General features: G+C 71.5%; 27 protein-coding genes. 2 read left to right on the top strand and 25 right to left on the bottom strand.

All coding sequences use genetic code 11. The features are described from left to right. Positions 1-77 precede the first annotated feature (77 nt). The 5 genes from ABZ934_RS05630 to rpsB form a co-directional block, all read right to left on the bottom strand. Positions 78-1,151, bottom strand: a complete 1,074-nt coding sequence (locus tag ABZ934_RS05630; protein WP_361308881.1) for a phosphatidate cytidylyltransferase — start codon at positions 1,149-1,151, stop codon at positions 78-80. Beyond that, positions 1,151-1,708, bottom strand: coding sequence for a ribosome recycling factor (gene frr / locus ABZ934_RS05635; protein ID WP_190186850.1), 558 nt, complete (start codon positions 1,706-1,708; stop codon positions 1,151-1,153). Before frr ends, ABZ934_RS05630 begins: the two co-directional genes overlap by 1 nt. A gap of 93 nt (positions 1,709-1,801) precedes the next feature. After that, the gene (gene pyrH, locus ABZ934_RS05640) at positions 1,802-2,581 is read right to left on the bottom strand and encodes a UMP kinase (RefSeq protein WP_136213434.1); all 780 of its coding nucleotides are present in this window, start codon (positions 2,579-2,581) and stop codon (positions 1,802-1,804) included. A gap of 161 nt (positions 2,582-2,742) precedes the next feature. Continuing rightward, positions 2,743-3,579: a translation elongation factor Ts gene (gene tsf, locus ABZ934_RS05645; protein WP_361308883.1), complete on the bottom strand. Its 837-nt coding sequence runs from the start codon at positions 3,577-3,579 to the stop codon at positions 2,743-2,745. Between the two features lie 134 nt (positions 3,580-3,713). Next, entirely contained in the window at positions 3,714-4,616 is a 903-nt protein-coding gene (gene rpsB / locus ABZ934_RS05650) for a 30S ribosomal protein S2 (RefSeq protein WP_361308885.1), read from the bottom strand. A gap of 250 nt (positions 4,617-4,866) precedes the next feature. Here rpsB and ABZ934_RS05655 point away from each other — a divergent pair, with 250 nt between their 5' ends. Beyond that, positions 4,867-5,376, top strand: a complete 510-nt coding sequence (locus ABZ934_RS05655; protein WP_361308887.1) for a M23 family metallopeptidase — start codon at positions 4,867-4,869, stop codon at positions 5,374-5,376. A gap of 46 nt (positions 5,377-5,422) precedes the next feature. Here the strand turns inward: ABZ934_RS05655 and ABZ934_RS05660 are convergent, their stop codons facing one another. The 18 genes from ABZ934_RS05660 to proS all read right to left on the bottom strand — a co-directional run bounded on the left by ABZ934_RS05660 (position 5,423) and on the right by proS (position 20,128). After that, the gene (locus tag ABZ934_RS05660; protein ID WP_361310230.1) at positions 5,423-5,980 is read right to left on the bottom strand and encodes a helix-turn-helix domain-containing protein; all 558 of its coding nucleotides are present in this window, start codon (positions 5,978-5,980) and stop codon (positions 5,423-5,425) included. Positions 5,981-6,078: 98 nt separating this feature from the next. Beyond that, a complete protein-coding gene (gene whiG / locus ABZ934_RS05665; protein ID WP_361308889.1) occupies positions 6,079-6,918 on the bottom strand; it encodes an RNA polymerase sigma factor WhiG in 840 nt (279 codons plus the stop codon). A 209-nt stretch (positions 6,919-7,127) separates the two neighbouring features. Beyond that, positions 7,128-8,423 carry a DNA-processing protein DprA gene (gene dprA, locus ABZ934_RS05670; protein ID WP_361308891.1) on the bottom strand — a complete coding sequence of 432 codons (1,296 nt, stop codon included), beginning with the start codon at positions 8,421-8,423 and terminating at the stop codon, positions 7,128-7,130. Continuing rightward, the gene (locus ABZ934_RS05675) at positions 8,420-10,054 is read right to left on the bottom strand and encodes an ATP-binding protein (protein WP_361308893.1); all 1,635 of its coding nucleotides are present in this window, start codon (positions 10,052-10,054) and stop codon (positions 8,420-8,422) included. Before ABZ934_RS05675 ends, dprA begins: the two co-directional genes overlap by 4 nt. Then, positions 10,054-10,440, bottom strand: coding sequence for a YraN family protein (locus ABZ934_RS05680; RefSeq protein WP_361308895.1), 387 nt, complete (start codon positions 10,438-10,440; stop codon positions 10,054-10,056). Before ABZ934_RS05680 ends, ABZ934_RS05675 begins: the two co-directional genes overlap by 1 nt. A gap of 134 nt (positions 10,441-10,574) precedes the next feature. Beyond that, on the bottom strand, positions 10,575-10,883 hold the full coding sequence (locus tag ABZ934_RS05685) for a DUF2469 domain-containing protein (protein WP_006139554.1): 309 nt from the start codon (positions 10,881-10,883) through the stop codon (positions 10,575-10,577). Positions 10,884-10,938: 55 nt separating this feature from the next. Continuing rightward, positions 10,939-11,451, bottom strand: a complete 513-nt coding sequence (locus ABZ934_RS05690) for an NUDIX hydrolase (RefSeq protein WP_361308897.1) — start codon at positions 11,449-11,451, stop codon at positions 10,939-10,941. Continuing rightward, positions 11,441-12,241, bottom strand: coding sequence for a signal peptidase I (gene lepB / locus ABZ934_RS05695; protein WP_361308899.1), 801 nt, complete (start codon positions 12,239-12,241; stop codon positions 11,441-11,443). The genes ABZ934_RS05690 and lepB (ABZ934_RS05695) overlap by 11 nt, the downstream gene beginning before the upstream one ends. A 43-nt stretch (positions 12,242-12,284) precedes the next feature. Beyond that, positions 12,285-13,181: a signal peptidase I gene (lepB, locus tag ABZ934_RS05700; protein WP_361310233.1), complete on the bottom strand. Its 897-nt coding sequence runs from the start codon at positions 13,179-13,181 to the stop codon at positions 12,285-12,287. A 113-nt stretch (positions 13,182-13,294) separates the two neighbouring features. Then, positions 13,295-14,098, bottom strand: coding sequence for a signal peptidase I (gene lepB / locus ABZ934_RS05705; protein ID WP_361308901.1), 804 nt, complete (start codon positions 14,096-14,098; stop codon positions 13,295-13,297). A 76-nt stretch (positions 14,099-14,174) separates the two neighbouring features. Beyond that, positions 14,175-14,897, bottom strand: a complete 723-nt coding sequence (gene lepB, locus ABZ934_RS05710) for a signal peptidase I (RefSeq protein WP_361308903.1) — start codon at positions 14,895-14,897, stop codon at positions 14,175-14,177. Between the two features lie 43 nt (positions 14,898-14,940). Next, entirely contained in the window at positions 14,941-15,291 is a 351-nt protein-coding gene (gene rplS, locus ABZ934_RS05715; protein WP_361308905.1) for a 50S ribosomal protein L19, read from the bottom strand. A gap of 133 nt (positions 15,292-15,424) precedes the next feature. Beyond that, entirely contained in the window at positions 15,425-16,246 is an 822-nt protein-coding gene (gene trmD, locus ABZ934_RS05720; protein ID WP_361308907.1) for a tRNA (guanosine(37)-N1)-methyltransferase TrmD, read from the bottom strand. After that, positions 16,246-16,851 (bottom strand): ribosome maturation factor RimM, encoded by a 606-nt coding sequence (gene rimM / locus ABZ934_RS05725; protein ID WP_361308909.1) that lies wholly within the window; start codon positions 16,849-16,851, stop codon positions 16,246-16,248. The genes trmD and rimM overlap by 1 nt, the downstream gene beginning before the upstream one ends. Positions 16,852-16,932: 81 nt before the next feature. Next, positions 16,933-17,172, bottom strand: a complete 240-nt coding sequence (locus ABZ934_RS05730; protein ID WP_007266827.1) for an RNA-binding protein — start codon at positions 17,170-17,172, stop codon at positions 16,933-16,935. Between the two features lie 2 nt (positions 17,173-17,174). Continuing rightward, positions 17,175-17,615, bottom strand: a complete 441-nt coding sequence (gene rpsP, locus ABZ934_RS05735; protein ID WP_136213353.1) for a 30S ribosomal protein S16 — start codon at positions 17,613-17,615, stop codon at positions 17,175-17,177. A gap of 298 nt (positions 17,616-17,913) precedes the next feature. Continuing rightward, positions 17,914-18,513, bottom strand: coding sequence for a hypothetical protein (locus ABZ934_RS05740; RefSeq protein WP_361308912.1), 600 nt, complete (start codon positions 18,511-18,513; stop codon positions 17,914-17,916). A gap of 202 nt (positions 18,514-18,715) precedes the next feature. Continuing rightward, positions 18,716-20,128, bottom strand: coding sequence for a proline--tRNA ligase (gene proS, locus ABZ934_RS05745; protein WP_361308914.1), 1,413 nt, complete (start codon positions 20,126-20,128; stop codon positions 18,716-18,718). A 156-nt stretch (positions 20,129-20,284) separates the two neighbouring features. Between proS and ABZ934_RS05750 the strand changes: the two genes are divergently transcribed. Next, positions 20,285-20,962, top strand: a complete 678-nt coding sequence (locus ABZ934_RS05750) for a methyltransferase type 11 (RefSeq protein WP_361308916.1) — start codon at positions 20,285-20,287, stop codon at positions 20,960-20,962. Positions 20,963-20,987: 25 nt separating this feature from the next. Here the strand turns inward: ABZ934_RS05750 and ftsH are convergent, their stop codons facing one another. After that, positions 20,988-22,937: an ATP-dependent zinc metalloprotease FtsH gene (gene ftsH, locus ABZ934_RS05755; protein WP_361308918.1), complete on the bottom strand. Its 1,950-nt coding sequence runs from the start codon at positions 22,935-22,937 to the stop codon at positions 20,988-20,990. 160 nt (positions 22,938-23,097) lie between these two features. Further along, on the bottom strand, positions 23,098-24,672 hold the full coding sequence (ffh, locus tag ABZ934_RS05760; RefSeq protein WP_361308921.1) for a signal recognition particle protein: 1,575 nt from the start codon (positions 24,670-24,672) through the stop codon (positions 23,098-23,100). Between the last annotated feature and the right edge of the window lie 125 nt (positions 24,673-24,797).

The following is a 24,797-nucleotide window of genomic DNA, read 5'->3' on the forward strand; positions in this document are numbered from 1 at the left end:
CGTCCCGGCTCAGCGGGGCCGCACCGGTGAAAAACCCGCGGGTCGGAGCCCCGGTCGGAGCCCCCCGGGGGCGGGTATCAGCCGGTGCCGACGAACGCGGCGAGCAGCAGCCACACCACCGGGGCGGTCGGCAGCAGCGAGTCGAGCCGGTCCATGATGCCGCCGTGACCGGGGAGCAGGGTCCCCATGTCCTTGATGCCCAGGTCCCGCTTGATCATCGACTCGCCGAGGTCGCCCAGGGTGGCGCTGACCGCGACGGCCAGCCCCAGCAGCAGTCCCTGCCACCACTCGCCGTCGTGGATGAGGAACTCCATGCACAGCGCGCCCGCCGCCATCGCGAACGCCACCGCACCGGCCAGGCCCTCCCGGGTCTTGCCGGGGCTGATGCGCGGGGCGAGCTTGGTCTTGCCGAAGCGCCAGCCCACCGCGTAGGCCCCGGTGTCGCTGACCACGGTCAGCACCAGGAAGGTGACGACCCGCTGGGGCCCGTCGTCGGCGGTGAGCAGCATCGCCACGAAGGTCGCGAGGAAGGGCACGTAGAAGGCGGCGAATACACCCGCCGTGACGTCCTTGAGGTAGTCCTCGGGCGGCTCGGTCATCCGCCAGACCAGCACCGCCAGGGCGGTCAGCGCCATCGCCACCCAGGCGCCCTCGGCGCCGCGGACGTATCCGGCGATGACCATGGCGGCGCCACCGACCGCGAGCGGTACGAGCGGCGCCTTGATGCCCTTCTTCTCCTGGAGCCGGGAGGTGAGCTCCCACAGGCCGACGACGACCGCGACGACGATGACACCGACGAACACGGCCTTGACGATGAAGAGCGAGGCGAAGATCACCGCTCCGAGGCCGACGCCGACCCCTATGGCGGCCCGCAGGTCCCGCCCCGCGCGCTTCTTCGGCGGCGGGGAGGCGTCCTGGGGTGCCGGCGAGGGCGGAGGCGGGGGGCTGGGCATGGGCTCCTGCGGCGGCGTCTCGGCGCGGAAGAGGGGGCCGCTGTCGGCGGCGACCCCCCGATCGCGTGCTTCCCGGTCGTCGAAGTCACGGCCGGCGGCATCGGGCACGATGGGCATGGGCCGAGTCTGCGGGCCCACCTGCGCATCGTATGCGGGACCCGCCGGAACGGGCTCCGGCTGCCAGGAAGAGTCGTTCATCAGACTTCGAGGAGCTCGGCTTCCTTGTGCTTGAGCAGCTCGTCCACCTGCGTGACGTACTTCGCGGTGGTGTCGTCGAGCTCCTTCTCCGCGCGGCGGACCTCGTCCTCGCCGGACTCCTTGTCCTTGACGAGCTTGTCGAGGGCGTCCTTGGCCTTGCGGCGGATGGAGCGGATCGAGACCTTGGAGTCCTCGGCCTTGGTGCGCGCGACCTTGACGTACTCCTTGCGACGCTCCTGCGTCAGCTCGGGGAAGGTCACCCGGATGATGCGGCCGTCGTTGCTCGGGTTGACGCCGAGGTCGGAGTCGCGGATGGCCTGCTCGATGTTGCGCAGCGCGGACGCGTCGAACGGCGTCACGACGGCCATGCGCGGCTCGGGCACCGCGAAGGAGGCGAGCTGGTTGATGGGCGTGATGGCACCGTAGTAGTCAGCCACGATCTTGTTGAACATCGCCGGGTGCGCACGGCCCGTGCGAATCGCGGCGAAGTCTTCCTTGGCGACGACGACGGCCTTCTCCATCTTCTCCTCGGCCTCGAGGAGGATTTCTTCGATCACCACGTGCTCCTGCATGTCAGATATGGATGGTTCAGGCGGGGCGGGCCGGCCGGGCCGGTCCGCTGCGGGCGCGGGCCCGGCGGCCGGGCGGTGTCAGACCCTGGTGCCCTGGTCGCTCACGAGCGTGCCGATCTTCTCACCCTTGACGGCCCGGGCGATATTGCCCTCGGCGAGGAGCTCGAAGACCAGGATCGGGAGCCGGTTGTCGCGGCACAGCGTGATGGCGGTGGCGTCGGCGACCTTGAGGTCCCGCGACAGCACCTCGCTGTACTCCAGCGCGTCGAACTTCACCGCGTCCGGATTGGTCTTCGGGTCGGAGTCGTAGACCCCGTCGACGCCGTTCTTGCCCATGAGCAGGGCTTCCGCGTCGATCTCCAGGGCGCGCTGGGCCGCCGTGGTGTCGGTGGAGAAGTACGGCATGCCCATGCCGGCGCCGAAGATGACGACGCGCCCCTTCTCCAGGTGCCGCACGGCACGCAGCGGGATGTAGGGCTCCGCGACCTGGCCCATGGTGATGGCGGTCTGGACGCGGCTGTCGATGCCCTCCTTCTCCAGGAAGTCCTGGAGGGCGAGGCAGTTCATCACCGTGCCGAGCATGCCCATGTAGTCGGAACGGGCACGGTCCATGCCGCGCTGCTGGAGCTCGGCGCCGCGGAAGAAGTTGCCGCCGCCGATGACGATCGCGATCTCGGCGCCGTCACGGACCACGGCGGCGATCTCACGCGCGATGGCGTGCACGACGTCAGGGTCGACGCCCAGCCCGCCGCCGCCGGAGAAGGCTTCACCCGACAGCTTCAGCATGAAGCGGCGGCCCTTCTTGTCGTGGTCGCTCTTGTCGTCGGAAGCGGTGTGGGGGTCCACGCCCTGATTCATGGGATCTCCTCGTGCACATACGAAGAAGGCCATTGCCGGTGGGTCCTCGCGGTTCCCTCTACGGCAATGGCCTCCTCGTCAGATCTGCGGTCGCCCTGCGCGAGCGCGGACGACTGCTTCAGACCCTACCGGGGTCCGGTGTCCGTCGCGTACGGACGGACTCAGATGCCGACCTTGATACGGCTGAAGCGCACCAGCGTGACACCGGCCTCGTCCAGAACCTTCTGGACGGACTTCTTGTTGTCCAGCGCGTACGGCTGGCCGAGCAGCGTGGCTTCCTTGAAGAAGCCGTTGACGCGACCCTCGACGATCTTGGGGAGGGCGGCCTCGGGCTTGCCCTCAGCGCGGGTGGTCTCCTCGGCGACGCGACGCTCGCTCTCGACGACCTCGGCCGGGACGTCCTCCTTGGAGAGGTACTTCGGCGCGAAGGCGGCGATGTGCTGGGCGATGCCCTTGGCCAGGTCGGCGTCGGCCTTGTCCAGCTCGACCAGGACACCGATCTGCGGGGGCAGGTCGGGCATGGTGCGGTGCATGTACGCGGAGACGAAGGCACCCTCGTACTGCGCGAAGCGGTCGAGGACGATCTTCTCGCCGAGGTTGGCGTTGGCCTCGTCCACGAACGCCTGGACGGTCTGGCCGGGCTTGATCTCGGAGGCGAGCAGCGCCTCGATGTCCGCCGGCTTGGTGGCGGCCACGTGCTGGGCCAGCTCGTCGGCGACGGCGAGGAACTTCGGGCTCTTGGCCACGAAGTCGGTCTCGCACTTGAGCTCGACCAGGACGCCGGAGGCGTTGTCGGCGGCGATCAGGGAGGCGACAGCGCCGTTCTCCGCGGAGCGGCCCTCACGCTTGGCAACGCCCTTGAGGCCCTTGACGCGCAGGATCTCGTTGGCCTTCTCGACGTCGCCGTCGGCCTCGACGAGCGCGTTCTTGCAGTCCAGCATGCCGGCGCCGGTGAGCTCGCGGAGCTTCTTGACGTCAGCGGCGGTGTAGTTCGCCATGAGTCTTGGATTCTCTCTCGAAGTCGTAGATCCAGGGTGAGCGGCGGAGGAGTCGCGCTCGTGGCGCGGCTCCCCCGCCGTCATCGTCCGTGCTGCGAGTGCCCGGCGCGTGAACGCCGGGCGCCCTCAGTGGGTCAGGCCTGCTCGGCGTCGGCGGCCGGAGCCTCGACGACGGTCTCGGTCTCGGCCTCGACCTCGGCGGCCGGGGCCTCGACAGCGGCCTCGGCCGGAGCGGCCTCGGCGGGCTCGTCGGCCTTCTTCTCGCCCTCGAGCAGGTCGCGCTCCCACTCGGCGAGCGGCTCGGCGGCGGCCTTCTCGCCCGGCTTCGAGTCACCGGTCGCGGCACCGGAGCGGGCGATGAGGCCCTCGGCGACGGCGTCGGCGATCACGCGGGTGAGCAGGGTGACGGAGCGGATCGCGTCGTCGTTGCCCGGGATCTTGTAGTCGACCTCGTCGGGGTCGCAGTTGGTGTCGAGGATCGCGACGACCGGGATGTGGAGCTTGCGCGCCTCACCGACGGCGATGTGCTCCTTCTTGGTGTCGACGATCCAGACGGCGCTGGGGACCTTCGACATCTCGCGGATACCACCGAGGGTCTTCTCCAGCTTGATCTTCTCGCGGGAGAGGACCAGGAGCTCCTTCTTGGTGAGACCCGAGGCGGCGACGTCCTCGAAGTCGATCGCCTCAAGCTCCTTCAGACGCTGGAGGCGCTTGTAGACGGTGGAGAAGTTGGTGAGCATGCCACCGAGCCAACGCTGGTTGACGTACGGCATGCCGACGCGCGTCGCCTGCTCGGCGATGGCCTCCTGGGCCTGCTTCTTGGTACCGACGAACATGATGGAGCCACCGTGCGCGACGGTCTCCTTCACGAACTCGTAGGCGCGGTCGATGTACGACAGCGACTGGAGCAGGTCGATGATGTAGATGCCGTTGCGCTCGGTGAAGATGAAGCGCTTCATCTTCGGGTTCCAGCGACGGGTCTGGTGACCGAAGTGGACGCCGCTTTCCAGCAGCTCCCGCATCGTTACGACGGCCATGGCCATCTCCTTGTTTTCTCGGTTTGGTTCCTGACGCCCCGCCGCGTCCTGCCCCCGAGGAGGGGACCGAGAGACGCTCTCACCTGGCCTGACGAGCCGGTGCTGGGGCGTGCGAAGTCGACCCGGTGACCCGGATCGCCACAAGAAGTGTACGGGACCCGGCGGTATGCCGGGTGACGCGCTTGTCCACACCGTCCGGGTTGTCCACAGGCCCGGGCGGCGCGCCGGGCCGCGCGGGACGCTGTCCCGTATGACGACTCTGCTGCTCACCCTGCTCGTGGCGCTGTCCCAGGCGCTCACCTCCCCTGCCACCATGACCCCCGCCGGTAACTCCATGGCCCCCGCCGGGGTGCGCCCGCTGCCGGCGCCCCTCGTGGTGGCGCGGTGGTGGGACCCGCCGCCGACGCCGTACGCGGCCGGTCACCGCGGGGTGGACCTGGCGGCGCCGGTGGGGGCGGAGCTGCGCGCCGTGGGCCCCGGCCGGGTGTTCTACGCCGGGCAGGTCGCGGGCCGCGGGGTGCTCTCCCTCACCCTCCCGGGCGGCCTGCGGACCACGTACGAGCCGGTCCGGCCGCTCGTGGCCGAGGGCGAGGAGGTCACGGCGGGCCAGGTGGTGGCGGTGCTGACGGAGGGCGCCCACTGTACGGAGCCCTGCCTGCACTGGGGTCTATTGGCGGGCGAGACGTATCTCAACCCCTTGACCCTGGTCCCGCGCACCACCCCGAGACTGCTACCCACCGAGCGGCCGGACGACACCTGACGCAGGCGCGGCTCGATCCGGGTCTACGGTCCGAGGCCCACGCCGCTCAGCCCCGGACGCCCCGCAGGGCCATCGCGACGGCCGCCTCCGTCACCACGCCCGGGTCCTCGGCGGCGCCGAGCTCGATCCGCCGGACCGCCGCGTCCACGACCCCCTGCAACAGCATCGCGGCCAGCTTCGGCTCCGCCTGGCCGAGGGACGCCAGCGCCTCGACGATCATCGCGACCAGTCCGCCGTGCGCCGCACGGATCTTCTCCCGCGCGGCGGCGTCCAGCTCGCCGGCGGAGATCGCCACCACCGCCCGGTGGCGCCGGTCCCCGACCAGCCCGAGCTGGCTGCGGACATAGGCTTCGATCTTCGCCTCGGGCGTCGGGGCCGCCTCCATCGCCGCCTCGATCTCGGCTGCCCAGACGGGGAAGTCCACCGCGCACAGCTCCTCGACGACCGCCGCGCGGGAGCGGAAGTACTCGTACACGGAGGACCGGGCGAGCCCGGTGCGCTGCGCCAGGGCGGGGAAGGTCAGGGCCTCCGTACCGCCTTCGGACAGCAGGGAACGGGCGGCGTCCAACAGGGCGCGGCGCTGCATCGACCGGTGCTCGGCCACGGAGGCCGCTCGAATCCTTGGCACCCGACCACTCTACGGAGCAACGGCCTTCCGGACACGGGTCTTCGGCGGGGCGGCGGCGTCGAGCCGCGGCGCCTTCACCGGCCGACGTCCGCGAGCTTGGCGCGCAGTTGGAGCACGGACTTGGTGTGGATCTGGCTGACCCGGCTCTCGGTGACGCCCAGCACGTTGCCGATCTCGGCGAGGGTGAGGCCCTCGTAGTAGTAGAGGGTGACGACCGTCTTCTCCCGATCCGGCAGCGTGTTGATCGCGCGGGCCAGCAGCCTGCGCAACTCGCGGTCCTCGGCCACCTCCACCGGGTCGTCGGCGGCGTGGTCCTCCAGGGTGTCCATCAGCGAGAGCCGGTCGCCGCCCTCGCCGCCGACGTGCAGCAGCTCCTCCAGGGCCACGACGTTCGCCAGCGACAGCTGACTGAAGACGGTGTGGAGCTCCTCCACCCCGATGCCCATCTCCCCGGCCACCTCGTGCTCGGTCGGGGTGCGCCGCAACTGGGCCTCCAGCGTGGCGTACGCGCGCTCCACGGCGCGCGCCTTCTGCCGGACCGAGCGGGGGATCCAGTCCAGCGCCCGCAGCTCGTCGATCATCGCGCCGCGGATCCGGGTGATGGCGTACGTCTCGAACTTGATGGACCGCTCGATGTCGAACTTCTCGATGGCGTCGATGAGGCCGAAGACACCGGAGGAGACGAAGTCGGCCTGCTCGACGTTGGGCGGCAGGCCCACGCTGACCCGGCCGGCCACGTACTTCACCAGCGGCGAGTAGTGCAGGATCAGTTGCTCCCGCAGCCGCTCGTCCCCCGAGTCCTTGTACGAGCGCCACAGCACCTCCAGGGACGAGGGCGCGGTGGACCGCACACTGCCGCCGCGGGCAGCGGGGGGCACCGCAGCGCGGTCAGACCCTGAGGTGTGCTGGGGCATGCTTCGCCTTTGCCGGAGCCGGATTCCTTGGGAGCGTAGCGTGACGGAAGTGTCGCGGTGCGCGAAGAGTACGGGATGGCGCGGGGCCGCATGGGCGCCCCGACCGGCACGGGCGGGCCGGGACCGGCGCCTCGCGCACGGTCCCGACAACCGCCCTCGGGAAGACCGCGTCTCTCATCGGCGTCACTCTTTCACCGGAACGCCCCAGGTCAATGACCGCCTCGCCGGGCGCCACCGGTTCGAGTGCCCCCTCGGGGTCCGCGTGCGGTCAACTGCCAGTCGTCGCCCTGCCGTTCGACGAACCCCAGAGAGTGAAGTTCGTACAGTCTGCCGATGACTTCATCGGTGCCGGTGCCGGCGGCGAGGGACACCTCCTCCACGCCTGCCGGGCGGCCCGCCGGGAGGGCTTCGAGCACCCTGGCGGCGGCCGGGTCCAGCAGGTCCCGGGGCAGCACCGGGCCGCGCCGCTCGGGAGCCAGCTCGCCCATGCCGCCGACCAGCTCGATCACCTCCGCCGCGTCCGTGACGAGCACGGCCTCGCCGCGCAGCAGTTCGTGCACCCCGGCCGAGAGTCCGCTGGTCGCGGGCCCGGGGACGCCCATCGTGAGGCGCCCCAGCTCCCGGGCCCGGCGGGCGGTGACCAGGGAGCCGCTGCGTACGGCCGCCTCCACGACCACCGTGCCCCTGGTGAGGGCGGCGATGACCCGGTTGCGCAGCACGAACCGGCTCGGGGTCGGGTGGCTGCCGGGCGGCAGCTCGCCCAGGACGAGGCCCTGGCCCGCGATCCGGCCGAGCAGTCCGGCGTGCCCGCGCGGGTAGGCCACGTCCGCCCCGCAGGCCAGGACCGCGACCGTGGCTCCGCCGGAGGCGAGGGCTCCCCGATGGGCCGCTCCGTCGATCCCGTACGCCGCCCCGGAGACCACCACCCAGCCGCGCTCGGCGAGACCCGCCGCCAGGGTCTGCGCCATGTGCGCCCCGTACGGGGTGCAGGCCCGGGCCCCGACAACGGCGACCGAGCGAAGCGCCCAGGTCCGCAGGTCCGCCCCGCCGCGCAACCACAGTCCGACGGGCCGGGCGTCGCCCAGGTCGTCGAGCTGCGTCGGCCACCGCGCCGACCCGGGGCAGAGGAACCGCACCCCGGCCTCGGCGGCCTCCGCCAGATCCCGCCGGGGGTCGGCGAGGGCGGCCCGTCTGCGGTATCCGGCGAGCCGCTCCGGCCCCACCCCGACCAGGCGCTCCGCCCCCGGGCCGGTGTCGATGGTCCCGGTCAGCAGCCGTATCAGCCCGACGGCGCCGAACTCCCGCAGCCACCGCCCGCCGTGCTCGTCGCCGGGTTCCAGCACCCGGGTCAGCGCCGCCCGGGCCAACAACTCCGGCCCCGGCTCGGCACCACCCACCTCAGCGGCGTCCGGCTCGCCCGCATCCCTCCCGGCCGCGTTCAGGTGAGCCGCGTCCGGATGAGCCGGGTCCGGCTCGTCGGCGTCCGGTTCCCGCGCGGCGCTCATGACCCGGCCGCCATGGCCGCCGTCGCCCCGCGGGCGATCCCGGTGCGCAACTCCAGCGCGACGGCCACGTCCAGCGCGTCGGGACGGTCGTTGCCGCGCAGGTCGGCCACGGTCCAGGCGACCCGCAGCACCCGGTCCAGCCCCCGCGCCGTGAGCAGCCCCCGCTCCAGGTCCCGCTCGGCCTGGGCCAGCGCGCCCGGGCCGGCCTGCCAGCGGGTGCGCAGCTCGTGCCCCGGGATTTCGGAGTTGAGCCGCCACGGGGTGCCGTCGAGCCGGGCGGCGGCCCGGTCCCGGGCTTCGCGCACCCGGTCGGCCACCACCGCGGTGGCCTCACCCCGGCCGCCCTGCCCCAGCAGGTCGGAGCGGGTCACTGGCTCCACCTCGACGCGGAGGTCGACCCGGTCGAGCAGCGGCCCGGACAGTCTGGCCTGGTAGCGCCGGACCACCGAGGCCGGGCATTCGCAGCCGGCCCCCTGGAGCGTGTGCCGCCCGCACGGACAGGGGTTGGCGGCGAGCACCATCAGGAACCGGGCCGGCAGCCTTACCACCCCGGCGGCCCGGGCGATGACCACGTGCCCCGCTTCGAGCGGCTGGCGCAGGGCGTCCAGCGCCTTCGACCCGAACTCGGCGGCCTCGTCCAGGAACAACACACCGCGGTGGGCCAAGGAGACCGCCCCCGGCCTGGGCACCCCGGCCCCACCGCCGACCAGCGACTGCATGGTCGCGGAGTGGTGCGGGGCGCAGTACGGCGGCCTCGCGAGCAGGGGCTCGCCGGGCGGCAGGATTCCCGCGACCGAGTGGACGGCCGTCACCTCCAGGGAATCCTGACGGGTGAGCGGCGGCAGGATCCAGGGCAGCCGCTCGGCGAGCATCGTCTTGCCCGCGCCCGGCGGACCGCTCAGGAAGAGATGGTGTCCCCCCGAGGCGGCCACCTCCAGGGCCCGGCGAGCCGCGTACTGGCCCGCGACGTCGGCGAGGTCCGGAATGTCCGGCCCGTCGCCCGCCGCCCCGCCGCCGCGGGAGATGCCGGTACCCAGCCCCGCGCCGGGGACGAGCAGCCCGGCCAGTATCGGATCGGGCCGCCCGACGCGCGGATGGTCCTCCTCCTCGGGAACCTCCCCGTCGGTCAGGACGGCGATCAGCTGCCGCAGGCTGCGTACGCCGAGCACGCTGACGTCCGGGACGAGCATCGCCTCGGCGGCACACTGCTGTGGCACCACCACCTGCCGGTAGCCCGCCTCGGCGGCGGCCAGCACGGCGGGCAGGATGCCCCGCACGGGCCGCACCCCGCCGTCGAGACCGAGCTCCCCGATGAGGACGAGATCGGCGATGGCGCCCGGTTCGACCACCTCGGCCGCCCCCAGCACGGCGGCGGCCACGGCGAGATCGAACCCGGAACCGCCCTTGGGCACGGAGGCCGGGCTGAGTCCGACCGTGAGCTTCTTCTGCGGCCAGGCGGCGCCGGAGTTGACCACGGCGGCCCGCACCCGGTCCCGGCTCTCGACCAGCGTCTTGTCGGGCAGCCCCACCAGGGTGAAGGCCGCGACGCCCGGCTCCAGGTCGGCCTGCACCTCGACGACCACGCCCTCGACCCCCACGAGGGCCACCGAGCAGGCCCGCGCGAACCCCATCAGGCCGCCCCCCTGACGTGCTCCACCACGGGCGCGCCGCGCCGCGGCAGCACGATCCCGACGAGGTCGATCCGCACTCCCCCCGGCGGCGGCCCCCCGTGATCGGCGAGCCAGCGCCCGGCGAGCCGGCGCAACCGCTCGGCCTTGCCGGCCCGGACGGCGGCCATCGGATGCTCGAACACCGCCTGCCCGGCCGCCCCCGACCTGCGCGTCTTCACCTCGCACACGACGAGGCAGTCCCCGTCCCGCGCGACGATGTCGATCTCGCCGCTCCGACATCGCCAGTTCCGGGCGATCACCGTCATCCCGGACTCGGTGAGCCGCCGTACCGCGAGTTCCTCGCCGTACCGGCCCAATGCCTGCTGCGCCACGCTCTTCGCGTTCATCCGGCACCACCTCCGGCACCGACGATCCCGCGCCCCCGCCCCCCGTGTGGATCTTGGTGGACAACCGCGGCGTTGTGGAAAACCCGGTCACCCCCTCGGGTGACACAAGGCTCTACGCACGGCCCCCGAACGGATCAGCTCCCGGGAAGTTCGAGGTCGCTCTTGTTGAGCTCCTCGATGTTCACGTCCTTGAAGGTCAGCACGCGCACCTGCTTCACGAACCGGGCCGGACGGTACATGTCCCAGACCCACGCGTCGGCCATGGTGACCTCGAAGAAGACCTCCCCCTGGACCGAGTGCACCTGCATCTCGTAGTCGTTGGTGAGGTAGAAACGACGTTCCGTCTCGATCACGTACTTGAACAGACCGACGACGTCGCGGTACTCCCGATAGAGCTTCAGCTCCATCTCGGTCTCGTACTTCTCGAGGTCCTCGGCACTCATGGCATGTTCCCCTTCAGCCGTGCGTCCCCCTATTGTGCGCCAGACCCCCGTGCCCCTAAACGATTTCCGGGGCCAGGACCACCGGCGCACCCGGAGGACCGTCGTCGAGCAGCGTACGGAGCAGCCCGGCGAGTCTGGTCGGGTACACCGTCTCACGTGCCCACAGAAGTTCCTCGGAGGTCCACCACCTCGCTCCGGTGACGGTGCGCCGCTCCAGCTCGGTGAAGCCGGTCGTCACCGTCGCGGTCCGGGTCGTGCGGGCGAGGAAGTACCACTCGTCCTGTTCCCAGCGGCGCCCGTCGAAGGGGAAGGCGCAGTACCGCTGCCACAGCACCGGCCCCAGCTCCACTTCGGTGATGCCGGTCTCCTCCGCGAGTTCCCGCAGCGCGGCCTGCTCACGCGTCTCGTCGCCCTCGACCCCGCCGCCCGGGGTGAACCACCAGTCGTTCGACGGGTCGCCCGGTTCGAAGCCGTGCAGCAGCAGGATGCGGTCCCGCGGGTCGAGGAGGATCACCCGGGACACCTTGCGGACCGGGCCGGTGGGCATCGTGGCCGGGTCAGCGGGCATCGCCGCGCTCCCGCCGGCGCCCGCGCCCCAACACCCGGGTCAGGGGCCCGTAAGCGGCCCCCAGCAGCACGAGGGCGGCCCCGGCCACGACCGCGGCGAGCTGGAGCCGCAGCGGCCCCGGCCGGGAGGTGCCGCCGGGGAGCGCGGCGTACGCCCGGGGTCGCTCCACCATCGACATCGACGGCCACGCCAGCGCGTCCACCCGGGCGCTGACCGCCGAGCGGGCCACGGTGCCCTGTCCGCTCTCCTGGAGGTGCGCCCGGGAGTCCAGCGAGGCGGCGCGGTGGTCGCCGAGCAGGAAGAGGTTGCCCTGCGGAACCTTCACCTCGAAGTTGGTGTCGGAAGCGCCGCCCGGGACCGGGACGGTCGCCGGGTCCAGCGGCGTGACGTGGGAGTCGTCGAGGTAGGGCTCGTCCAGCTCCTTGCCGTTCACGGTGAGCCTTCCGCCCGCGCCGCAGCACTTCACGGTGTCGCCGCCGACGGCGACCACCCGCTTGACCATGGGGGAGTTGCTCCACACGGAATCGGTGAAGATGACGACGTCACCTCGGCGCACCTGGTCGCCGTCGATGCGCTGGGCGAGGACCCGGTCGCCGGGCCGCACGGTCGGCACCATCGAGTCGGTCGGCACCGTATAGGGCTGGTACGTCAGCGCGCCCCAGACGAAACCGCCGAGGAAGAGCACGAAGCCGACGGCCACGGCGATTCCCGACAAGACGTTGCCGAGACCGCCGCGGTCGGTGCCGCCACCTCGTATGACCTGTGTACCGCTTGTTCGTGTTCCGCCCATTGCAGCGCCCCCACACTCCGGGATCGTCGACCTGGGCGGCACCCTACCCGGCGGTACGGCTGCCGGCCGGCTTCCGCCGGCGCCACAGGACGACCGGAACCGCGCCCGTGAGCCCCAGGGCCGCCGGGGCGAGGCCGACCGGCGCCAGTCCCGAGGCGTCCAGACCCAGTGCCGCGGCCTTGGCCTGGTTGCCGATGCCGGGCTGGTCGAAGGTGTCCGGGACCGGGAGGGTCGCCCAGCGGGTGACGGGCCACGCGACGACCACGGCCCGGCCGACCACGTCCTTGACCGGCACGAAGCCCTGGGTCGAGTCCTGCATGTGGTAGCGGGAGTCCTGCGAGTTCTGGCGGTGGTCGCCCATCACCCAGATCTTGCCCTTGGGCACGGTGATCGGGCCGAACGGGGCGTCGTCACAGGCGGTGTTGCCCGGGAAGATGTACGGCTCGTCCAACGGCTTGCCGTTGACCACGACCGGTCCGCCGCGCTTGCACTCGACCGTGTCCCCGCCGATGGCGATCGTCCGCTTGATCAGGTCCTTCTCCTCCGCGGACGGCATCAGACCGATCCAGCTGAGGGCCTTCTGCGCGAAGTTCGGCTCCGGAGTGGCCTCGCCCGCGAGCCAGTTGGCGGGGTCGTGGAAGACCACCACCTCACCGCGCTCGGGCTCCGAGCCGAACCACGGGGTCAGCTTGTCCACCAGTACCCGGTCGCCGCGCTGGAGGGTGTTCTGCATCGACTCCGACGGGATCGAGAACGCCTGCACCAGGAAGGTCTTGATCAGCAGGGCCAGCAGCAGGGCGATGCCGATCAGGAGCGGCAGCTCCTTCCAGAACGACCGCTGGGGGCGCGCCCCCGCACCGCCGTTCTCGGTCTCGCCCTCGACGCCGTCCTCCGGCCGCTCGTCACCCTCGTCGCGTCCGGACCGCGCGCCTACCGCCACGTCCCCCACATCCACTCCCTCACTCGGATTCGCCGCCCGTGCCGGTACGGACACGGGCCCTCCCCTCCCTTAACGAGCGGGAGTTCCCTAAGGCGCGGGAGACCGAGGACACACTATGCGAACCGCGCGCCCCGACGCCGTCCTCCGCGTCCGCGCCGCCCGCGGCGCGCCTCGTCGGGCACCGTGAGGAAGGTCGCGGGCTGTTCCAGCTCGCGCCAGTGGCCGTAGGGCCAGGCGATCACCACGGCCCGTCCCACCACTCCGTTCTCGTCGATCGTGCCCTGGAACCCCTCGTCGAGGTGGTAACGGGAGTCGGCCGAGTTTGCCCGGTGGTCCCCCATCACGAACAGCCGTCCCCGCGGCACCTTCACATCGAACCGGATCTCCGACGGGGTGTTGCCCGGGTTCACGTACGGCTCATCCAGCGGCGTCCCGTTGACGGTGATCCGCCCCCGGGCGTCGCAGCAGGCGACCTCGTCCCCGCCGACGCCGATGACCCGCTTGATGAGGTCCTGTTCGTCCGCCGAGGGCAGCAACCCGATGAAGGTCATGGTCTGCTTGATCTGTTTGACGACGATCGGGTCCTTGGCCGGCCGGGCCGCCTCGCCCCTGAGCCAACCGCCCGGGTCCTTGAACACGACGACATCGCCCCGCTCCACCTTGGAGCCGAACCAGGGGGTGAGCTTGTCGACCAGGACCCGGTCGCCGATCCGGATCGTCTGCTCCATCGAGCCCGACGGAATGAAGAACGCCTGCACCAGGAAGGTCTTCAGCAGCAGGGCGATGCACAGCGCGACCACCACGAGCAGGGGCAGCTCCCCCGCCCTGCGGGTCCGTCTGCGCCGCCGGACCCGGCGCGCCAGCCGGCGCCGCTCGGCCCGGCCTCCCTCGGGCTGGGTCTCGGGCCGGGGCGGCACCGCCGCGGTCGTCTCGGGCTCCGGCTCCGGCTCGGGGTCCCGCTCGGGACCCCGCCGGCCTCTCGGCCTCCCCCGGCTACCCATGTCCGCCCCCCGCGCTCCCCGTCGCGCCCCAGCGCGAGACGGGCCAACCGATCCAGTCGGCCCGCCCGATCACCTTGTCCACCGGCACCATCCCCCCGCCGGGCTCGCCCAGGTGGTCCCGGGAGTCCCGCGACTGAGACCGGTGATCGCCCATGACCCACAGGGTCCCAAGCGGTACGACGATGCGGAAGGGCACCTTCGAGGACGTGTCGCCGGGGTAGAGGTACGGCTCGTCCACCGGGACCCCGTTGACCTTCAGCCGGCCGTTCTCGTCGCACACCACGTCATCGCCGCCGACGCCGACGACCCGCTTCACGAAGTCGGTGTCGGAGGGCTCCGCGAGCCCGAGTACCGAGGCCGCGCCGTGCAGGGTCTCGGCGATCGGGTTGCCTTGCGGTCCCTCCGGGACGAAGGAGCCCGTGCCGTCGAAGACGACCACGTCGCCGCGCTCGGGCCGGTCGCCGAAACGGTACGCCAGCTTGTTGACCAGCACCCGGTCCCCGACCCGCAACGTCGGTTCCATCGACCGGCTCGGGATCAGGAAGGGCTGCACGACGAAGTTGCCGAGCAGTAGCACGAAGACCGTGCAGATCAGCCCCAGCAGCCCGGCCCGCCGCCAGGTCAGCCCACTCGGGGCCAACGCACGGCGCGGCCGCCCCTCCCCCTCGTCGGGGGAAGAGCGGCCGCGCTGTGTGAGCTCTGCTTCGGTGTCCATCGGGGGGAGCCTATCCGGCCGCCCCCGGGACCCGGAGAGGAGATCAGCGGTCGCGCTTCTCCTTGATCTTCGCGGCCTTGCCGCGGAGCTCACGGAGGAAGTACAGCTTGGCGCGACGCACGTCACCGCGGGTGACGACCTCGATCTTCTCGAAGATCGGGGAGTTCACCGGGAAGGTGCGCTCGACACCGACGCTGAAGGAGACCTTGCGAACGGTGAAGGTCTCGGAGACGCCAGAGCCCTGGCGACGGATGACAACACCCTTGAACTGCTGGATGCGGGAGCGGTTGCCCTCGATGACGCGGACGTGCACGTTGATCGTGTCACCCGGGCGGAAGGCCGGGACGTCGGAGCGGACCGAGGCGGCGTTGACGCCATCGAGCAGGTGAGACATGTTCTTCGTCTGCTTTCTTCGCACGACGCCACAGGCCGCCGGTGCGGATTTCCGTAGAGAATTCGGGAGCTGCGCCCTCTCGCGGACGACGGTCCCCCTGTGGCAGGGGCGTACGCGAGCACACAACAGCCGCCTATTCTTCCACGGTCTGCGGCCTACGCCAAAATCGGCCGTCGGGGGTCGGCGTCCAGCCCAGGAGACCGAGGATCTCCCGGTCCTTCTTGTCGAAGGCGGAGGCGTCGCAGCGCTCGATCAGATCGGGCCGGTTGCGGGCCGTCCTGCGGAACGCCTCGTCCCGCCGCCACCGGGCGATCTTCCCGTGGTGCCCGCTCAGCAGGACGTCGGGGATGCCCCGGCCGCGCCACCTCGGGGGCTTGGTGTAGACGGGCCCCTCCAGCAGGTTGGCCATCTCGCCCGGGGCGAACGAGTCGTCCCGGTGCGATTCGGCGTTGCCGAGCACTCCGGGCAGCAGCCGGGCCACGGCCTCGGTGACGACCAGGACGGCCGCCTCGCCGCCGGCCAGGACGTAGTCGCCGATGGAGACCTCGTACACCGGCATCCGCGTCGCGTACTCGTCCATCACCCGGCGGTCGATGCCCTCGTACCTGGCCGGGGTGAAGATCAGCCACGGCCGCTCGGAGAGTTCGACGGCCAGTTCCTGGGTGAAGGGGCGCCCGCTGGGCGTGGGGACGACCAGGACCGGGCCGTGCGCGCCGGCCTCGTACCCGTCGGCGAGCGCCGCGTCCAGGGCCTCGCCCCACGGCTCGGTCTTCATGACCATGCCGGGACCGCCGCCGTAGGGGGTGTCGTCGACCGTGTTGTGGCGGTCGTACGTCCAGTCGCGCAGGTCGTGGACGTGTACGTCGAGCTGTCCGCGCGCCCGCGCCTTGCCGACGAGGGAGACGTTCAGCGGCTCCAGGTACTCGGGGAAGATCGTGACGACGTCCAGACGCATCAGGCGTCGTCCCCGGCGGCTTCGTCACCCGCGGCTTCGGCCTCGGCGTCACGGCTGGACACACTGCGCTCGACGTCGACTTCGTCGGTGGCCGCGCCGTCGTCGATCAGGCCGGGCGGCGGCGTGATGACGCAGCGCTGCTCCTCCAGGTCGATCTCCGCCACGATCTCCTCGACGAAGGGGATCATCACCTCGCTGCCGTCGGGCCGCTCGACGATGAAGAGGTCCTGCGAGGGCAGGTGGGAGATCTCGGTGATCCGGCCGATCTCCGTCCCGTCCTCCAGCACCACGTCCAGGTCCATCAGCTGGTGGTCGTAGTACTCGTCGGGCTCCTCCGGCAGCTCCGCCGGGTCCACTTCGGCGATCAGCAGGGTGTTGCGCAGCGCCTCGGCACCGGTGCGGTCCTTCACGCCCTCGAAGCGCAGCAGCAGCCGTCCGCTGTGCACGCGGCCCGTCTCGATCGTCAGCGGGCCCGCCGACGCCGGCTCCGTGCGGAGCACCGCGCCGGGCGCGAGCCGCAGTTCGGGCTCGTCGGTCCGCACCTCGACGGTGACCTCACCCTTGATCCCGTGGGCGCGGCCGATCCGCGCGACTACCAACTCCACTGTCCATGTCTCCTGTTCAGACGACGACGGGCCGGGGCGGGCGCATTCGCCCTCCCCGGCCCGTGCCGGTGGTTCAACTCTTCAGCGGACCTGGTCCACGTCGACGAGGTCGACGCGGATCCCCCGACCGCCGATGGCGCCCACGACGGTACGCAGCGCACGTGCGGTGCGGCCGTTGCGGCCGATCACCTTCCCGAGGTCGTCCGGGTGGACCCGGACCTCGAGCACCTGTCCGCGGCGCAGGTTGCGCGAGGCGACCTGCACGTCGTCGGGGTTGTCCACGATGCCCTTCACGAGGTGCTCAAGAGCCTCCTCGAGCATGATCAGGCCTCGGTCGACTCGGCGGCGGCCTCAGCCTCGTCCGCCTTCTTATCGGCCTTCTTCGCCTTCTGGGTGATGGCCTCGCCCTTGCCCTCGCCGATGCCCTCGAGGGCCTTGGCGAACTCGTCGAAGGAGCGACGCTTGCTCTCCTTCGTCTCCGGCTGCAGCAGCGGCGCGGGGGCGGGGAGACCCTTGTGGGCCTGCCAGTCACCGGTCAGCTTCAGGATGGCGAGCACAGCCTCGGTGGGCTGGGCACCGACGGACAGCCAGTACTGCGCACGCTCGGCGTTGACCTCGATGCGCGACGGGTTGTAGGTCGGCTGGTAGATACCGATCTCCTCGATCGCGCGACCGTCCCGGCGGGTGCGGGCGTCGGCGACGATGATGCGGTAGTGCGGCTGGCGAATCTTGCCGAGACGCTTGAGCTTGATCTTGACTGCCACTGGAGTGGTGTCTCCTGAACTTGACGTGGTTGGGCACATGAGATGCCACGTGGGGTTGCGGTACTCGGGTGCCCGATGGACGCGTCAGCCGGAGGAGAGAGGGGTCCTGTGCGACTGTCGAGTACAGCTAGCCATTGTGCCACATGCCTGCGGCGCGCTCAGCCGTAGGGGCGGCGTCAGCGGGCGGCCGGACACCACGGCGCCCGGCACCCGACGGCGGCCGGTCGGCCACCGGCCGGATCCGGGGCCGCGGAGCACCGGGCCGGGCGGCACAACCGCGCGCGCCCGCGCGGCCGATTCAGGAGGCGGCGACCGAGACGGCCACCTCGGGGATGCGGAACGGCTTCATGCAGCCACCGCAGACGATGGGCGCCTGGGCCAGCACCGACGGGACGACCCGCACGTTGCGCCCGCAGTCGCAGACCGCCTTGACCCGCACGCCGCCGCCGGAGGAGCCGTGCCGGGCGGCCGGCCCGCGGAAGCTGCGCTTGGTGTCGGCGGCCGTGGCGACCGTGTGCGCCTTGAGGGCCCGCTGCAGCCGCTCGATGGTGGGGCGGTAGCGCTTCTTCGCCTCGGGACTGAGCGAGACCAGGGAGAAACCGCTGCTGGCGTGCGGCTCTTCGGAATGGTCCAGCCCCATCTCCTCGGCGATCGCGAGGAATCTGCGGTTGTGGTAGCGGCCGGCCCGCGAGGTGTCGCGGACTCCACGGGCGGCTGCGATGCCGTGGACTGCCTCGTGCAGCAGTCGCTCGAAGGAGAGCTCGGCGCCACAGGCGGACGACGACTCTCCGATCAGGGACTCGGGCGCGGCAAGGTCAGGCAGCTCGGGGTGGTACCGCTGAATATCGGCCCACGCCTGCGCCAGCTCTGCGGCAAGAACAGGTGGTGTCGTGCTCACGTCGTGACAACGAGCCGGGGTGCCCCGGTGTTCCGATTCCGGGCCATTCCAAATTTTTTGCACGTACCAGTCAGTTCACTCTGATGCGTCGCGACGAGGACGGGTGTGCATATCCCCGGAGAAGTCGGTACGTAACGACGACTATGCCCCCGGCGTGCGGGGAAGGCCGCACGCCGGGGGCGCGTCTGCGAGCGAGGGGCGATCAGTACGAGCGCGCCACGATGGCGAGCGTACCGGGGGCGTCGTCCGCCTCCGGAACCGACCCGTCCGCGGCGATCAGGCAGCGCACGGAGACCGCCTGCTCCGCCAGCTTGGCCTCGCCCTCGGGGCCGAGGTCCGCCCACGGGATCCGGGCCCAGCCACCGGCGATGGCGGCCTCGGCGGCCTCCTCGATGGTCGCGACGTCCGAGGTACGGGCCTCACGGCGCTCGCGGGACTCGCGCAGCAACTGCGCCTGGTCCTCCTCCAGCACCTTGGGGAGCAGGTCGGCCAGCGCGGAGATCTGCACCGCCTCCTTGCCGCCCGGGATCCGGCGGGCCAGCATCGCGGTGCCGTTCTCCAGGTCGCGCGGGCCGATCTCGACGCGCACGGGTACGCCCTTGAGCTCCCAGTCGACGGCGCGGCGCCCGAAGGGGGTGTCCACGCGGTCGTCGACCTGGACCCGGATGCCGGCGGCCTTCAGCTGCGCCCCGAGCTCGCGGACCTTGGCCACGGCCTCGTCGCCCTTGATCGCCATGACGACGACCTGGACGTGCGCGAGGCGCGGCGGCACCCGCAGGCCGTTGTCGTCGCCGTGGGACATGATCAGGCCGCCGACCATGCGGGTCGAGACGCCCCACGAGGTCTGCCAGACGAGCTCCTGCTTGCCTTCCTTCGACAGGTACTGCGTGTTGAACGCCTTGGCGAAGTTGGTGCCCAGCTCGTGGCTGGTGCCGAGCTGCAGGGCCTTGCCGTCGCCCATCATCCCCTCCAGCGTGAGGGTGTTGATGGCTCCGGCGAAGCGCTCCTTGGCCGTCTTGCGGCCGAGCACGACGTCGATGCCGAGCACGTTCGTCATGAAGTCGCCGTACACGTCGCGGTGGATGCGCGCCGCGTAGTCGCGGGCGTCCTCGTACGTGGCGTGGGCGGTGTGGCCCTCCTGCCAGAGGAACTCGCTCGTACGGAGGAACACGCGCGGGCGCATTTCCCAGCGGACCACGTTGGCCCACTGGTTGATCAGCAGGGGCAGGTCCCGGTAGCTCTGGACCCACTTGGAGAAGTAGTCGTTGATGATCGTCTCGGAGGTGGGCCGGACGACGACCGGCTCGTCCAGCTCCTTGCCGCCGCCGTGCGTGACGACCGCGAGCTCGGGGGCGAAGCCCTCGACGTGCTCGGCTTCCTTCGTCAGGTAGGACTGCGGGATGAACAGCGGGAAGTACGCGTTCTGGGCGCCCGCGTCCTTGATGCGCGCGTCCATCTCCTGCTGCATCCGCTCCCACAGCCCGTAGCCGTACGGCCGGATGACCATGGTGCCGCGTACCGGACCGTTGTCGGCCAGCTCGGCCTTGTTGATCAGATCCTGGTACCAGCGGGGGAAATCCTCCGCCTGGGGGGTGAGAACGGGTGCCTTTGCCATGGCGCGAATGGTACGGCGCCGGGCGCTCGATGCGTGAATCGGGTGGCGCACTCCTCTGGACGCGGGGCCCGATGGGGAGTTCCCTGGCAACGGGGCCCAGGGGAAACCCACCGGGGGGCGACATGGGGGCGACATGGAATCAGGAGCGCTCTTTCGATGACATCGACGCCGACGACGACGCTCGTCGCCCGGGACTGGGCGGAGATCCAGGAACGGATGCTGGTACCGCTGTACGAGGCGGTTTACGACCGGCTGGAGGTCGGGCCCGGCGCCCGGCTGCTCGGCCTGGGGTGCGGGGCGGGGCTGGCCCTCCTGCTGGCGCAGCGGCGCGGGGCCTCCGTGACCGGTGTGGAGGCGGACGCGGCGCGGCGCGCTCTGGCGCGTGAGCGGCTGCTGGAGGTGCGGCCGGACCCGCCGTCGACCGCGCGCCCGTACGACGTCCTGCTGGCGTTCTCGCCCGGCGGCGCGGCCTTGGCGGCGGCCCTGCCAGCGGTCCGGCGGGGCGGGGCGGTGGTCCTGGCGGGATGGGGGCCGGCGGAGCGGTGCACGGTCCCGGCGGTGCTGGGCGGCGGGCCCTCGCCGCGGGACCTGGACGCGCTGGTGACCGGCGCGGGGCTGGTGCCGGACGGGTCGGGGCGGGTGTTCTGCCCGTTCGGCTACGCGGACGTGGACAGCGCCGTACGGGGGCTGCTCTCGACGGGGCTGTACGAGTCCGCCTCCGACCCGGCGCAGGTGGAGAAGGAGCTGACCGAGGCGCTTCACCCGTACGAGCGGCCGGACGGCTCCGTGTGGTTGCCGAACATCTTCCGCTACGTGATCGCCCGCGTCCGGTAGGACCCGGGGCCGGGCCCGGGCCCGGTCACGGGCTGTCCGGGCCCGGCGCGTCCTTGGACAGGCGCGGGATGCCCGCGGCGGCGTAGGCGGCGGCTTCGTCGAGGGTTTCGGCGGCGAGCAGGGCCTCGGCGAGGTCGTCGAGCTGTGAGCGGTGCTCCCGGAGCAGGCGGCACGCCTCGGCGTAGCACTCGTCCACGATCCGTCGCATCTCGGCGTCGACGGCGTCGAGCGTCGCTGGGGCGGCGGAGAGGCCGTAGGCGCCCTGGCCGTCGGAGGGGATCGCGGTCAGCCGGCCGACGCGTTCGCTCATGCCCCACCGGCCGACCATGCCGCGGACGAGGTTGGTGACCTGTTCGAGGTCGTTCTCGGCGCCCGTGGTGATCACGTCGTAGACGACGTGCTCGGCCGCCATGCCGCCGAGCGCGCCGATGATGCGCCCGCGCAGGTACGGCTCCGTGTACGCGTACCGGTCGGCGTCCGGGGTGGAGAGGGTGACGCCCAGGGCCCGGCCGCGCGGGACGATGGTGATCTTGCGGACGGGGTCGGCGCCGGGCTGGAGCATGCCCAGCAGGGCGTGGCCGCTCTCGTGGTAGGCCGTGCGGCGCCGTTCCTCCAGCGGCATGACGAGCGGGCGTTCGGCGCCGAGCTGCACCTTTTCCAGGGCTTCGGAGAGGTCGGCCTGGGTGACCCGCGTCCGCTTGCGTTTGACGGCCAGCAGGGCGGCCTCGTTGGCCAGGTTGGCGAGCTCGGCGCCCGTCATGCCGGGGGTGGTGCCGGCGACCCGGCCGAGGTCCACGCCGTCGGCCAGTGGGATCTCGCGGGTGTGGATGCGCAGGATCGCCTCGCGGCCGTGCTTGTCGGGCGGGGAGACCTGCACCAGCCGGTCGAAGCGGCCGGGCCGGGTCAGCGCCGGGTCCAGGACGTCCGCGCGGTTGGTGGCGGCGAGGACGACCACGCCCTCCGAGCCGGAGAAGCCGTCCATCTCGGTGAGGATCTGGTTCAGCGTCTGTTCGCGTTCGTCGTGGCCGCCGAGTCCGCCGCCGGCGCCGCGCACGCGCCCGATGGTGTCGATCTCGTCGATGAAGATGATGGCGGGGGCGACCTTGCGCGCCTCGGTGAACAGTTCGCGGACGCGGGAGGCGCCGACGCCGACGATCATCTCGATGAACTCGGAGGCGGAGGCGGAGAAGAAGGGGACTCCGGCCTCTCCGGCGACCGCGCGGGCGAGCAGGGTCTTGCCGGTGCCGGGCAGGCCGGCGAGCAGGACGCCGCCGGGCATGCGGGCGCCCATCTTGCGGTACTCCTGCGGGTTCTTGAGGAAGTCGACGACGTCGTTGAGCTCGCCCTCCACCTCGTCGATGCCGGCCACGTCGTCGAAGGTGGTGCGGGTGGCGCCCGATTCCAGCTCGACCGGTTTCGGGGGCGCCTTGCGGCCCAGGCCGCCGAGTCCGCCGCCCATGGCGGAGCCCATCCGGCGGGCGATGACCACCCACAGCACGACCAGCAGCAGCATCGGCGCGAGCGAGATGAGCAGGTTGGCGAGGAAGCTGCGCTGGACGACGACGGGCGAGGCGGTCACCGTGACCTGGTGCTTGGTGAGGTTGGCCCACAGGTCGTCGTCGGCGAAGGCGGGGCGCTGGGTGACGAACTTGGTGTAGTCGCCCTTGCCACCGTCCGGTTTCGGCGCCTTGGTCTTGAGCTGCCCCTGGATGGCGTCGCCCTTGGAGTAGATCTTCGAGACGTTGCCGGCGGCGACCTGCCGGCTGAACTCGGTGTAGGAGACCGTCGGCTCGTTGCCCTCGTTGAAGAACGACAGGACCAGGTTGGCGATCAGGAAGACGATCAGGGCGACGAGGATCAGGCCGCGCCATCCGCCGGCCATCTTCCGCTTCGGCGGCGGGGTGGGCGGCGCGCCCTCGGAACGCCAGGGGGTGTCGGCCCGGTCGCGGGGCGGTGCGGGGGTGGGACTGGGCACGGGGCCTCCTTCTGCCGTCCTCCCGGCCGACCATAAGGGAGATACCGGGCCAATGCCCCCCGAAGGGTTCGTCCTGGGAACGGCGGAGGGCCCCGGCCGGCTGGTCGTTCCCGGGCCGGCCAGGGCCCTTCCCCACGGCGCCGCGCGCGCCGCGCCGCCGCTACTTCATGAACTTCTTGAACTCGTCCGGAAGGTCGAAGTCCTGGCCGGGCTGGGCCCCGCCCGCGGGCAGCCCGAACGGGTTGCCGCCGACGGCCGGCTCGACGGCCTGCGGCCCCTGCTCGCGCCGGGCCGCGGCCGCGGCCTCCTCTTCCTTGCGCTTCATCGGGTTGCCGCTCTTGCGCTTGCCCTTGGCCTGCTTGACCTGCTTCTTCTGCCGGCCGGGGCCGCCGCCCATCCCGGGGATGCCGGGCATGCCCGGCATGCCGCCGCCCTGGGCCATACGGGACATCATCTTGCGCGCGTCGAAGAACCGCTCGACGAGGTTCTTGACGGCGCTGACCTCGACGCCGGAACCCTTGGCGATACGGGCGCGCCGGGAGCCGTTGATGATGTGCGGGTCCTGGCGCTCGGCCGGGGTCATCGACTTGATGATGGCGGCGGTGCGGTCGACGTCGCGCTCGTCGATGTTGTTGATCTGGTCCTTGATCTGCCCCATGCCGGGCAGCATGCCGAGCAGCTTGGAGATGGAGCCCATCTTGCGGACCTGCTCCATCTGGGCCAGGAAGTCGTCGAGCGTGAACTCCTTGGGGCCCTTCGCGAGCTTGGCCGCCATCTTCTCGGCCTCGGCCTGCGAAAAGGTCTTCTCGGCCTGCTCGATGAGGGTGAGCATGTCACCCATGTCGAGGATCCGGCCCGCCATGCGGTCGGGGTGGAAGGCGTCGAACTCGTCGAGCTTCTCACCGTTCGAGGCGAACATGATCTGCTTGCCGGTGACGTGCGAGATGGAGAGCGCGGCACCGCCCCGGGCGTCGCCGTCGAGCTTGGAGAGCACCACGCCGTCGAAGCCGACGCCGTCGCGGAACGCCTCGGCGGTGTTGACCGCGTCCTGGCCGATCATGGCGTCGACGACGAAGAGGATCTCGTCGGGGCTGACGGCGTCGCGGATGTCCGCGGCCTGCCGCATCAGCTCCTGGTCGATGCCGAGGCGACCGGCGGTGTCGACGATGACGATGTCGTACTGCTTGGTACGGGCGTACTCGATGGAGTCCTTGGCGACCTGGACCGGGTCACCGACGCCGTTGCCGGGCTGCGGCGCGTAGACCGCGACGCCGGCGCGCTCGGCGACGACGCTGAGCTGGTTGACGGCGTTGGGGCGCTGGAGGTCGCACGCGACGAGGAGCGGGGCGTGGCCCTGCCCCTTGAGCCACAGGCCGAGCTTTCCGGCGAGGGTGGTCTTACCGGCACCCTGGAGGCCGGCGAGCATGATCACGGTGGGGGCGGTCTTGGCGAAGCGCAGGCGCCGGGTCTCGCCGCCGAGGATCGAGACGAGCTCGTCATTGACGATCTTGAGGACCTGCTGCCCCGGGTTCAGGGCCCTGCTGACCTCTTCGCCGCGCGCGCGTTCCTTGACGTTCGCGATGAAGGAACGGACGACGGGGAGCGCGACGTCGGCCTCGAGGAGGGCGATACGGATTTCCCGCGCCGCAGCGTCGATGTCCTGCTCGGAGAGGCGGCCTTTGCCCCGGAGGGACTTGAAGGTCGCGCTGAGGCGGTCGGAAAGCGTATCGAACACGGTGGTCGCGATTCCTCGGGTCGGGGGCGTGTGGTCGTCCCCCAGGGTATCGGCCCTTCACCGGTGGTGGGCCCTGCGGTCCGTCTCCGGTCCGGGGCCCACCGTCGGGTGCGCCCGGCGCGGGG

This window comes from Streptomyces sp. NPDC046557 (assembly GCF_040645975.1).
In the GTDB taxonomy this organism is placed as follows: Bacteria; Actinomycetota; Actinomycetes; order Streptomycetales; family Streptomycetaceae; genus Streptomyces.